The following is a 10699-nucleotide window of genomic DNA, read 5'->3' as shown; positions in this document are numbered from 1 at the left end:
CCGGTCAGGGAGGGTAAGCGTGACCGACACCAGCAGCACCCGGCCCGCGGAGGGCGAAGCGCAGGCGCCGCGGCGGCGCCGCCTGCTGCGGTACATCCCCATGATCGCCCCCGTCCTGCTGTGGGCCGTGCCCTGCGGGGTGCTCCTGTACACCGGCCAGCACTGGCCGCTGCCCGTCACGCCGGTGGGCACCGCCCTGTTCGTCCTCGGTCTCGTCGGCATGCCGCTCGCGATGGCGCGCGGCCACGGCCGGCGCCAGCAGGACCGGGCGGCGATCGTCGGCGACGCCCTGCTGGGCACCAGCTGGGTCCTGTTCACCTGGTCCGTTCTGCTCGGCGTCCTGCTGCGGCCCGCCCTGGCCCTGGCCGGCGTCGGCGAGGGCCAGGACCGTGCCCGCATCGTCACCTGGGCCGTCCTCGGCATATCCGCCGTACTGCTCGGCTGGGGGTACGCCGAGGCGCGCCGCGTGCCACGCGTGCGCCGGCTCGACGTGCGACTCCCGCGCCTGGGTGCCGGGCTGGACGGCACCCGCGTCGCCCTCGTCACCGACACCCACTACGGCCCGCTCGACCGCGCCCGCTGGTCGGCACGGGTGTGCGAGACGGTGAACGCTCTGGAAGCCGACCTGGTCTGCCACACCGGCGACATCGCGGACGGCACGGCCGAACGCCGCCGCGCCCAGGCCGCCCCGCTCGCCACCGTACGGGCGACCCGGGCCCGGGTGTACGTCACCGGCAATCACGAGTACTACAGCGAGGCCCAGGGCTGGGTCGACCTGATGGACGAACTGGGCTGGGAGCCGCTGCGCAACCGCCATCTGCTGCTCGAACGCGGCGGCGACACCCTCGTGGTGGCCGGTGTGGACGACGTCACCGCCGAGTCCTCCGGTCTGCCGGGCCACCGCGCCCACCTCGCCGAAGCCCTGAACGGCGCCGATCCCGACCTGCCCGTCCTTCTTCTGGCGCACCAGCCGAAGTTCGTCGACCGGGCGGCGGCCGCGGGCGTCGACCTCCAGCTCTCCGGCCACACCCACGGCGGCCAGATCTGGCCCTTCCACCACCTGGTCCGCATCGACCAGCCCGCCCTCGCCGGCCTCAGTCGGCACGGCGCCCGCACCCTCCTCTACACCAGCCGCGGCACCGGCTTCTGGGGCCCGCCGTTCCGCGTCTTCGCCCCCAGCGAGATCACCCTGCTCGTCCTCCGCTCCCCCGATCCGCCCACCTCGCGGTAGTACCGCACGGTCCGAGGCGCGGGCTTCGCCGTGCCGTCGATCCCGGCGGACTCGGCTCCGGGGGCGCGGATCGCCGCGGGCGCGAGGAGGGGGAATCCGGTCTCAGCCGCCGCGGCGCACCCTCGCCGCCCTCTGTGCCTCCGCGAGTTTGCGGGCCTCGCTGGTCCTGCGGGACGGCCTGCCGCCGGAGCCGCCGTTCGCGGCCTTGGTGCTGCCGAGGCCGCGGAAGGGGGCGTTGTGGTTCTTGGGGCGCGGCGCGGCCGGCCCGCCGTCGAGGGGTACGCCGGAGGGCGCCTTGGCGCCGGTGATCCGGCTCAGTTCCGCCTCGCCGGAGCGCACTTTGGTGACCTGTGCGGCGACGCCGGCGTCCGCCAGGACCTGGCTCGTCTCACGGCGCTGTCCCGACAGGACGAGGGTCACGACGGTGCCGGAGCGGCCGGCCCGGGCCGTGCGGCCCGCGCGGTGCAGATAGTCCTTCGGATCGGTGGCCGGGTCGACGTTGACCACGAGGTCGAGGTCGTCGACGTGCAGACCGCGGGCGGCGACGTTCGTCGCCACCAGCGCGGTGACCTGCCCCTCCTTGAACTGGGCCAGGGTGCGGGTGCGCTGCGGCTGGGACTTGCCGCTGTGCAGCGCGGCGGCGGCCACCCCGCCGGCCCGCAGGTGCCGGGTGAGCTGGTCGACGCCGTGCTTGGTGTCCAGGAACAGCAGGACGCGGCCGTCCCGGGCGGCGATCTCCGTGGTCACGGCGTACCGGTCCGGGCCGTGCACGACGAGGACGTGGTGGTCGACGGCGGAGAGCGCGCCGGACGAGGGGTCCACGGAGTGGACGGCGGGGTCACGCAGGTAGTCCCGGACCAGCTGGTCGACGTCGCGGTCGAGGGTGGCGGAGAACAGCATCCGCTGCCCGTCGGCACGCACCTGGTCCAGGATCTCGGTGACCTGCGGCAGGAACCCCATGTCGCACATCTGGTCGGCCTCGTCCAGGACCACGATCCGCACCCGTCCCAGTCGGCAGCTCCCGCGCTCGACGAGGTCGTGCAGCCGGCCGGGCGTGGCGACGACGATCTCCGCGCCGTCCCGCAGCACGGCGGCCTGCCGTCCGACGGACACTCCGCCCACCACGGTCGCGAGCCGCAGCCGCAGCGCCTCGGCGTACGGGGTGAGCGCCTCGCCGACCTGCTGCGCCAGCTCCCTGGTGGGCACCAGGACGAGCGCGAGCGGCTCTTTCGGCTGGGCGCGCCGCCCAGCCGTGCGGGCGAGCATCCCGAGGCCGAAGGCGAGCGTCTTGCCCGATCCGGTGCGGCCCCGGCCGAGGACGTCCCGTCCCGCGAGCGCGTGCGGCAGCGCCGCCGCCTGGATGGGGAAGGGCACCGTCACACCCTGCTCGCGGAGCACCCGCAGGATCTCGGCCGGCAGTCCCAGCCCGTCGAAGGACGCCGCCTTGGGCACTGCCGGGGTGGTGGCGCCCGACCCGTCGTCCGGCCGACGGGTACGCGCACGTGCTGATTCGCTCACGAGGAGAGCCTTCCTCCGAAGGGACCGTACCGAGGAAGGCGCGGCAGGGACACGGCCGCCGACCGGGGCACCGGCACAGCGACGCTGCAAACCCGCAACACTAACAGAGGGACCGTCTACCCGAGGCCGTGGCGTCGGCGGAGGCGGGTGAAGGCGGTGGGGGTGGGGCGGTGCGGGAGGAAATCCTTGATCCGCTGTGCGCACGCGCGCGGACTCGCCGTGCCGGTGTCGCACTCCAGGTCGTAGTCGCCATGGCCGTGGACCAGGTCGTACTGGTGCGCCGCGGTGCCCGGGTGAACTCCGGTGTCATCGGGAGCGGCGTCGAAGGAGCCACCCGTCTCGGAGGACCCGCCGGTGTCGTGCTCGTCACCCCGTCGTCCCGGCGCTTCCCGCACAATCTGCGTCAGGCGGATCGTGGTCGCGTACGTGATCATGCCCGGGATCGACGGCTCGGACGAGCGGCGCTGGCAGAGCCTGTGGGAGCGGCGGTGGGGGCCTCGGGGTGCGGATCGCGCCCGCCTCGTGGTCCGAGCCGGACCCCGGGGACTGGGTGGAGGCCGTCGGCAGGGCGTACCGCGAGGCGGTCCGGCACGACGACCGGGTGGTGCTGGGGGCCCGCGGCCTGGGCTGCTGGGCGGCCGCCGCCTGGCGGGAGGGGAACCCTTCGCGTCCGGTCGCCGGAGCTTTCCCGGTCGCGCCGCCCGACCCGCACGGGCCGGCGTTCCCCAGCGCGGCCGGGACCTTTCCGACGGTGCCGGTTCGACCGCTGCTCTGCCCGGCCCTGGTGGTGGGCAGCGGCGACGACCCGTACTGCACCCCCGAGACCGCCGCCGGCCTCGCGGGCGCGTACGGGCAGCTGAACTCCGCGAGTGGTCTGGGCGCGTGGCCGTACGGCCGTGGACTCCTGGACTCGCTGATCCGGTGATCCGCCACCGCGCGGCCCCTTCCCCGGCCGGCCCAGGTCCAGGAACCGAACGCGGACACGGCCCCGGACCGACGCGTCCGGGGCGCCCCTGTTCCTAGGCTCCGGGGTGAGGGACGTCATCGACCACCACCGGAGGTTCCCATGCCGTCGTCGAAACCACTCTCGCCGGTGCGCGGGCGGCACCTGCCGATCTGCCGCACCTGCGCGGTGCAGTACCCGGAACCGCGCGAGGACTGCCCGATCTGCCTGGACGAACGCCAGTACGTCGGCTGGGACGGCCAGCAGTGGACCACCCTCGCCGAACTGCGCGACGCAGGTCACCGCGGCCGGGTGGAGGAGGAGGGTCCCGGGGTGGTCGGCATCGGTACGACGCCGTCCGTGGGGATCGGCCAGCGCGCCCTGCTGATCCGCTCGCCGGGCGGCAACGTGCTGTGGGACTGCCTGGGCTATCTCGACGACGAACTCGCCACCGGGATCGAGCGGTTGGGCGGGATCAGCGCGGTCGCCGTCAGCCATCCGCACTTCTACGGCGCCATGACCGAGTGGGGCCGCGCCTTCCACGCCCCGGTCTACGTCCACGCCGCGGACCGCGAGTGGGTTCCCCGGCCCGACGGGGTCGTCGAGTACTGGTCCGGTGACACCCACCGGATCGCGGACGGACTGACGCTGATCAACGCGGGCACGCACTTCGCCGGGGGCACCGTGCTGCACTGGGCCGACGACCCGGACGGGCAGGGTGCGCTGTTCAGCGGCGACATCTTCATGGTGGTGGCGGACCGCCGGTGGGTGAGCTTCATGTACAGCATCCCGAACTTCGTCCCGGAGCGGCCGCGCACCATCCGCCGCGCGCTCGCCCTGGTCGAGCCCTTCGAGTTCGCGCGTGTCTACGGGGCGTTCTGGGGGCGTGTGGTCACGGGCGGCGGGTCGGAGGCCGTCCGCCGCTCCGCGGAGCGCTACCTGCGCTTCGCGCTGGACGACGGCCCCCGCTGACCGGAACGCGGCGGCGCCCGGGGTGCCGGCGCTCAGGGCCGGAACCAGCGCCGGACGGCCGCACGCAGGTCGGCGAGTTCGGTGCGGTCGGGGAGGGGCGAGGAACAGTTCGCGCAGGGCGGTGGTGTCGCCGCCGGGCGCGTCGAGCGCCGACTGCGCCTGCGCGTTGAGCACCATGCGGCGGGCGGCCTGGCGGCGTTCGGTGTCGTAGGTGTCGAGCAGGCCGGGCGGGGCGGTCCGGTGCAGCGCGGCCGCGAGTTTCCAGCCGAGGTCGACGGCGTCCTGGAGGCGTACACGTGCGCGGCGTCGCCGACCAGGAAGATCCGACGGCCGCGGAACCGTTCGGCGACCCGGGTGTTGCCGCCGTCCAGCCGCCGCAGCACATGCGGGCCGGGCCCGGCCGGGGGGCCGAGCGGCACGTCGGCGCCGAGCACTCGGTGGACACGCGCCCGCAGCTCCGCCAGGGTCATCGGCTCGCCGCCGGCGGGCTGATCCCACTCGGTGGTGCCGACGAGCGGGGCAGGCCGGGGAACGGCGCGTACGAGAAGCCTCCTCGGTCGGTGCGGTGCGGCAGGAAGGGCAGCACCGGTCCGTGGCCGAACGGTGAGCGCGCCGCTCGCCGGGTCGATCCAGTCGGCGGGCACGGTGGCGCGGGCGGAGCGGTTGGTGCGCCGGTCGTAGCTGACGCCGGGGAAGCCGATCCCGGACAGTTCGCGGATCACGCTGTGCGCGCCGTCCGCGCCGGCCACGAAGCGGGCGCGCAGCCGCAGGCCGCTGCCCGGACCCTCGGCCTCCACCGTGACGCCGCCCTCGTCCTGGAGGACCTCGACGATGCGGTACTGCGGCGCGGCAGCTCGTACAGGCCGCGGTGGTCGATCAGGCGCACCACCTGTCCCAGCAGCCCGTTGGCCGCGCCGTGCGGGGAGGTCCGCAGTGCGGATCCGTGCGGGGAGCGCCTAGAGCACGAATCCGTGCGGGAACGGATCGCTCGGGTCGAGCAGGTAGTTCGCCGTGCCGGTGATCCACGCCCGGCCGGAGAACTCCGGTACGACGGCGGGCAGTCCGCCCACCTCCGCGGGGCCGACCAGCCGGCCGGTGAACCGGGTGCCGATGAACGACTCGTTCACGAACTCGGTGTGCAGGGGCAGTCGGCCCCGCGCGTGCAGCTGGGCCATCCGGGCCGAGGTGCCCGTGCCGCACGGCGAGCGGTCGAACCAGCCCGGGTGGATGGCCATGGCGTTGCGGGAGTGCCGGGCGGTGGAGTCCGGGGCCAGGAACTGCACGTGCTTGCAGCCGGAGATGCGCGGGTCCACCGGGTGCACCGGCCGGTTCCGCTCGTTCACCGCCCGCATGACGGCGAGGCCGGCGGCGAGGATCTCCTCCTTGTACGACCGGTCGAACGGCAGCCCCAGCCGGTCGAGTTCGACGATGGCGTAGAAGTTGCCGCCGTAGGCCATGTCGTAGCGCACGTCCCCGATGCCCGGCACCCTCACCGTGGCGTCGAGTTCGAGCGCGAACGACTCCACATTGCGCAGGGTGACCCGCTCGGCGCGGCCGTCGCGGACCGCGACCCGGGCCTCGACCAGCCCGGCGGGCGTGTCCAGGCGTACGACGGTCTCCGGTTCCGTGACCGGCACCATCCCGGTCTCCACCAGGACGGTGGCCACTCCGATGGTGCCGTGTCCGCACATCGGCAGGAAGCCGCTGACCTCGATGTACAGCACGCCCCAGTCGGCGTCGGGGCGGGTCGGCGGCTGGAGGACGGCGCCGCTCATCGCGGCGTGGCCGCGCGGCTCGTCGACCAGGAAGCGGCGCAGCTCGTCCAGGTGCTCCACGGCGTGGCGGCGCCGCTCGGCCATGGTGTCGCCCGGAACCGGTCCCACGCCGCCGGTGACGACGCGGGTGGGCATGCCCTCGGTGTGCGAGTCGACGGCGCTGATCGTACGGACGGACCGCATCAGCCGGCCCGCTTGCCGAGGGCGTCGACGGCGCGGGCCATGTCGGCCCTCACCTGCTCGCGCATCCGCTCGGTCAGCGCGCCGCGCGGCGGGCGGCAGGGGCCGCCGAACCGGCCTACCTGTTCCATGCCGAGCTTGACGGCCTGGACGAACTCGGTGCGCGAGTCCCAGCGGAAGGCCGCGATCAGCGGCTCGTAGAGGGCGCGGGCCTCCTCCACCCTGCCGGCCAGCGCCAGCTCGTACAGGCGGACCGACTCCGCGGGGAAGACGTTCGGGAAGCCCGCGAACCAGCCGGTGGCGCCCATCAACAGACTCTCCAGCACGACGTCGTCGGCGCCGCTGATCACCTCCAGGCCGGGGGCCCGCTCGCGGATCTCCAGGACGCGCCGGACGTCACCGGAGAACTCCTTCACGGCGACGACGTTGTCGATTCGGGAGATCTCGGCGAGCAGGTCCGGCGTCAGGTCGACCTTGGTGTCGACGGGGTTGTTGTAGACCATCACCGGCAGGCCGACGGAGGCGACGGCCTCGAAGTGGGCGAGGACCTCGCCGCGGTTGGCGCGGTACATGGTCGGCGGCAGGCACAGCACGCCGTCGGCGCCGTCCTCGGCCGCCGCCTCGGCCCACTGCCGGGCCTGGTGGGAGCCGGCGCCGTGCACCCCGACGATCACGGTCCCCGAGTCGCCCACCGCCTCGATCGCCGTACGGGCCACCCTGCGGCGCTCCTCGTCGGTCAGCGAGGAGTACTCGCCCAGGGAGCCGTTCGGGCCGACGCCGTGGCAGCCGCCCGCGATCAGCCAGCGGCAGTGCTCGGCGTAGCGGTCGTAGTCGACGGCCAGGCCGGCCGGGGCGGAGGCGTCCTCCCGGTAGGGCAGCGCGGTGGCCACCACGACGCCGCCGAGGTTCGCGTGCCGCTGCTTCTGGGTGTCGCTCATCGACTCTGCTCCGTCTTCGGGTGTCGGGTGCGGGAGATGGACCGGTCGGGGATGGGCAGGGGGGCGGCGGCCAGTTCGCCGAGCCGGATGGGCTGGGCGACCGGCCGGTGGTGCGGGCCGCCGGACGTCGGGTGCTGGGGTCCGGTCGCGGGTGCGCCCTCGGCGGGGCGGCCGGCCTGCCGGGCGGTGAGCTGGGCGACCGTGGGGCCGCAGATCCGGCCCTGGCAGGGGCCGAGGCCGGCCCGCGACTCCAGCTTCCCGACGTGTGAGCCGCGGCCGACCGCGTTCCCGGCGGCCCGGCACAGCGAGGCGTAGTCGGTCTCCTCGCAGCGGCAGACGACCGTGTCGGGGCGCAGCCACCCGGGCCACGCGGCGCCGACGGGGTGTGCCTCGGCCAGCCGGGCGGCGAAGGCGCGGCCCTGGTCCCGGGCGCGTCGCAGCGGGCGCAGCGCGGGGGCGTCCGCCGCGCCGCCTGCCGCCAGCCATCCGGCGAGCGCGCCCTCGGCCCGCGCGGCCGGCGCGCCCGCGACACCGGTGATCTCACCGGCCGCGTAGACGCCGGGGCAGCTGGTGCGCTGGTCGTCGTCGACGGCCACGAACTCGGCGCCCGGCGTGCCGCGCAGCGCGCATCCGGCGGCCACCGGCAGTTCGAGCTGCGGGCTGAAGCCGTGGCCGACGCAGAGCGCGTCGACCGCGACCGTGCGCTCGGTGCCCGGCACCACCGACCAGTCGGGGCGCAGCCGTGCGGTGACGACCTCCTCCACCCGGCCGTCACCGCGCGCCGCCACGACGGTGCGGCCGATACGGCAGGGCACCCGGTGCCGCAGCAACAAGGCGGTGTACCCGGCGAGTTCACCGGCCTTGCCGCCGTGGGCCGCCAGCTGCCAGGGGCGCCGGGCCCAGCCGCGGGCCACGGTGCCCGCCGGGTTGGCCTCCAGCAGTTCCAGCACGCGGGAGCCCGCCTCCAGCAGGGAGGCGGCGACCGGCAGCAGGAAGGGGCCGGTGCCGGCGATGACCACCCGGTCCCCGACGACGACCCGTTCGCCCTTGGCGAGCGCCTGCGCGGCGCCCGCGGTGAACACGCCGGGCAACTCCCAGCCGGGGAAGGGAAGTACGCGGTCGTGGGCGCCCACGGCGAGGACCAGCGCGTCCGGGTCGAGGATCAGACGGCCGCGGGCGCCGCCGTCGGCCGGGCCGCGCAGCAGGTGCACCCGTGGCACCCCGGGCTCGTCCGGGCGTTCCAGGGCCCAGACCGAGGTCTCGGGCCACCAGGCGCAGCGCGGGTGGCCGAGCACCCGGCGGCGCCGCCGGTCGAAGGCCCGCCAGCCGTGCTGGAGGCGTTCCGGGCGGGTGGCCCGGTAGGGCTCGGGCAGCATGCGGTGGTACTGCCCGCCGGGCTGGTCGGCCGAGTCGAGCAGGGTGACCCGGGCGCCGGCGGTGAGCGCGGCCTGCGCCGCGGCGAGGCCCGCGGGTCCCGCGCCGACCACGGCCACGTGGCGCGTGCTCATCCGCCCTCCTCGGCCGGCGGGGCCGGGTGCCGCCGCTGCGCGTCGCCGGGCTCGGGGCACCGGCTCTGGGTGGTGACCACGTCGCCGTCGCGGACCCTGCGGCGGCAGGCGCGGACGTCGCGCTCCTCCCCCACGGTCACCAGGCAGTCGAAGCAGACGCCGATGCCGCAGAAGACGCCCCGCGGGGCACCGGAGCGGCCCCGCCGCCAGGCCAGGCGGCCGGCGGCGAGCAGGGCGCCCGCGATGGTCTGGCCCTCGATGCCGTCGACGGGTTCGCCGTCCACGGTGAACCGCAGCGGCCGGTCCTGCCGTCCGACGCCGTCGCACGCGGCGCGGACGCGTCTGGGGCTCATGCCGTCTCCTCCCTGGTGGGGCGGGTGTGCTCGCCGAGCACGGCCGGGCGGTCCACCCGGAACGGGGTCGTGTCCATGTCCGTCGGCTCACCGAGCAGCAGTTGGCGCAGCAGCCGTGCGCTGCCCACCGACAGGCCGATGCCGGCGCCCTCGTGGCCGCCGACGTGCCACAGTCCGGCCATGCGCGGGTCTGCGCCGATGACCGGCAGGTGGTCGGGGACGTAGGGGCGGAAGCCGCCGTAGGCGCGCATCACCGGGACGCCGGCCAGCGCCGGGAACAGGCGCAGCGCCTTGGCGGCGACGGCCGACAGGACCTCGGGGCGCAGCCGGTCGTCGAACCCGACGCGGCGGCGGGAGGAGCCGATGAGCACGGTGCCGGCGCGGGTGGACTCCACCACCGCCGAGGTCCGCAGGTCGGCCGCGCCGCTGCCGACCGCGGCCACGTAGTCCGCGTCGTAGACCTTGTGGAAGACCGTCGGCGGCAGCGGCGTGGTCACCAGGACGTCACCGCGCCGGGGCCGGATGTCCACAGGGGCGCCCAGCCGCGTGGCCAGTCGGCCGGACCAGGGGCCCGCGGCGTTGACGAAGCAGTCCGCCTCCAGGGGGCCGGCCGAGGTGCGGACCGCGGTGAGCCGGCCGCCGCGGGTGGCCGCGCCGAGCACCTCGCAGTCCGTGCGCAGGACGGCGCCCGCCGCGAGGGCCTCGGTGAGCAGCGCGGCGGCCGCGGCGGCCGGCTGCACCTGGGCGTCCTGCGGGTAGCGCACCGCGGCGGCGGCTTCGCGGGTGAGGTACGGCTCGGCTGCGGCGAGCGCGTCGGCGTCGAGGTCCTCGGTGTGCACGCCCGCGGTGCGCTGGGCGGCGGCGAAGCGGGTCAGCTCGCGGGCGCCGGCGTCGGTCGTCGCCACGACGATGCCGCCCTTGGGTTCCCACTCCACCGCCCGCGCTGCGTGCGCGTTCCGCTCGGCGGCGGCCGCCAGCACCCGCGGCCACAACGCCCGGGACAGCTGGGCGAGTTCGAGCTCGGGGCCCGGCCCCTTGTCGGAGACGAGGACGTTGCCCTCGCCGTGCGCCGTGGTCGCCGAGGCGGGGGCGCCGCGTTCGACGACGGTGACGTCGAACCCGGCCAGCGCCAGCTCGCGGGCGCAGGCACAGCCGACGATCCCTGCGCCCAGCACCACAGCCCGTGTTCCGTACATCGAACCGTCTCCGTTCGTCATAGCGAACGACGGAAACGTAAGACCGGGCACGGGGTCTGTCAACGGTCGCGCCGGGGGCTCTTCC

The 10699-nt window shown here is 75.5% G+C and carries 9 protein-coding genes and 2 pseudogenes; 3 read left to right on the top strand and 8 right to left on the bottom strand.

Annotated features, from left to right (window positions below):
* The first annotated feature begins 19 nt into the window (after positions 1-19).
* A complete protein-coding gene (locus tag HZZ00_RS12510) occupies positions 20-1231 on the top strand; it encodes a metallophosphoesterase (protein WP_180332244.1) in 1212 nt (403 codons plus the stop codon).
* 102 nt (positions 1232-1333) lie between these two features.
* On the opposite strand, the gene HZZ00_RS12505 is transcribed toward HZZ00_RS12510, so the two are convergent.
* Positions 1334-2749, bottom strand: a complete 1416-nt coding sequence (locus HZZ00_RS12505) for a DEAD/DEAH box helicase (RefSeq protein ID WP_180332243.1) — start codon at positions 2747-2749, stop codon at positions 1334-1336.
* A 116-nt stretch (positions 2750-2865) separates the two neighbouring features.
* Positions 2866-3042: pseudogene (locus HZZ00_RS12500) on the bottom strand (chloramphenicol phosphotransferase); the annotation flags it as partial.
* A 209-nt stretch (positions 3043-3251) separates the two neighbouring features.
* Between HZZ00_RS12500 and HZZ00_RS12495 the strand changes: the two are divergent.
* Entirely contained in the window at positions 3252-3674 is a 423-nt protein-coding gene (locus HZZ00_RS12495; protein WP_306856160.1) for an alpha/beta hydrolase, read from the top strand.
* A gap of 141 nt (positions 3675-3815) precedes the next feature.
* A complete protein-coding gene (locus HZZ00_RS12490; RefSeq protein ID WP_180332242.1) occupies positions 3816-4664 on the top strand; it encodes an MBL fold metallo-hydrolase in 849 nt (282 codons plus the stop codon).
* 350 nt (positions 4665-5014) lie between these two features.
* On the opposite strand, the pseudogene HZZ00_RS38310 reads toward HZZ00_RS12490, so the two are convergent.
* From HZZ00_RS38310 to HZZ00_RS12460, 6 genes and pseudogenes are all read right to left on the bottom strand, one after another.
* Positions 5015-5461: pseudogene (locus tag HZZ00_RS38310) on the bottom strand (FAD-dependent monooxygenase); the annotation flags it as partial.
* A 159-nt stretch (positions 5462-5620) separates the two neighbouring features.
* Positions 5621-6622: a proline racemase family protein gene (locus HZZ00_RS12480; RefSeq protein WP_180332241.1), complete on the bottom strand. Its 1002-nt coding sequence runs from the start codon at positions 6620-6622 to the stop codon at positions 5621-5623.
* Positions 6622-7557 (bottom strand): dihydrodipicolinate synthase family protein, encoded by a 936-nt coding sequence (locus tag HZZ00_RS12475; protein WP_180332240.1) that lies wholly within the window; start codon positions 7555-7557, stop codon positions 6622-6624. The genes HZZ00_RS12480 and HZZ00_RS12475 overlap by 1 nt, the downstream gene beginning before the upstream one ends.
* Positions 7554-9065 carry an FAD-dependent oxidoreductase gene (locus HZZ00_RS12470; protein ID WP_180332239.1) on the bottom strand — a complete coding sequence of 504 codons (1512 nt, stop codon included), beginning with the start codon at positions 9063-9065 and terminating at the stop codon, positions 7554-7556. The genes HZZ00_RS12475 and HZZ00_RS12470 overlap by 4 nt, the downstream gene beginning before the upstream one ends.
* A complete protein-coding gene (locus HZZ00_RS12465) occupies positions 9062-9418 on the bottom strand; it encodes a (2Fe-2S)-binding protein (RefSeq protein ID WP_180332238.1) in 357 nt (118 codons plus the stop codon). The genes HZZ00_RS12470 and HZZ00_RS12465 overlap by 4 nt, the downstream gene beginning before the upstream one ends.
* Positions 9415-10614, bottom strand: coding sequence for an FAD-binding oxidoreductase (locus HZZ00_RS12460; RefSeq protein ID WP_180332237.1), 1200 nt, complete (start codon positions 10612-10614; stop codon positions 9415-9417). Before HZZ00_RS12460 ends, HZZ00_RS12465 begins: the two co-directional genes overlap by 4 nt.
* Positions 10615-10699: the final 85 nt, after the last annotated feature.

This window comes from Streptomyces sp. NEAU-sy36 (assembly GCF_013423905.1).
In the GTDB taxonomy this organism is placed as follows: Bacteria; Actinomycetota; Actinomycetes; order Streptomycetales; family Streptomycetaceae; genus Streptomyces; species Streptomyces misionensis.
This window is presented reverse-complemented; position numbering and strand designations above follow the sequence as displayed.

Coding starts and splice junctions, on each gene's coding strand:
- HZZ00_RS12465 (WP_180332238.1), bottom strand. CDS start 9,418: ATGAGCCCCAGACGCGTCCGCGCCGCGTGCGACGGCGTCGGACGGCAG.
- HZZ00_RS12470 (WP_180332239.1), bottom strand. CDS start 9,065: ATGAGCACGCGCCACGTGGCCGTGGTCGGCGCGGGACCCGCGGGCCTC.
- HZZ00_RS12480 (WP_180332241.1), bottom strand. CDS start 6,622: ATGCGGTCCGTCCGTACGATCAGCGCCGTCGACTCGCACACCGAGGGC.
- HZZ00_RS12460 (WP_180332237.1), bottom strand. CDS start 10,614: ATGTACGGAACACGGGCTGTGGTGCTGGGCGCAGGGATCGTCGGCTGT.
- HZZ00_RS12490 (WP_180332242.1), top strand. CDS start 3,816: ATGCCGTCGTCGAAACCACTCTCGCCGGTGCGCGGGCGGCACCTGCCG.
- HZZ00_RS12475 (WP_180332240.1), bottom strand. CDS start 7,557: ATGAGCGACACCCAGAAGCAGCGGCACGCGAACCTCGGCGGCGTCGTG.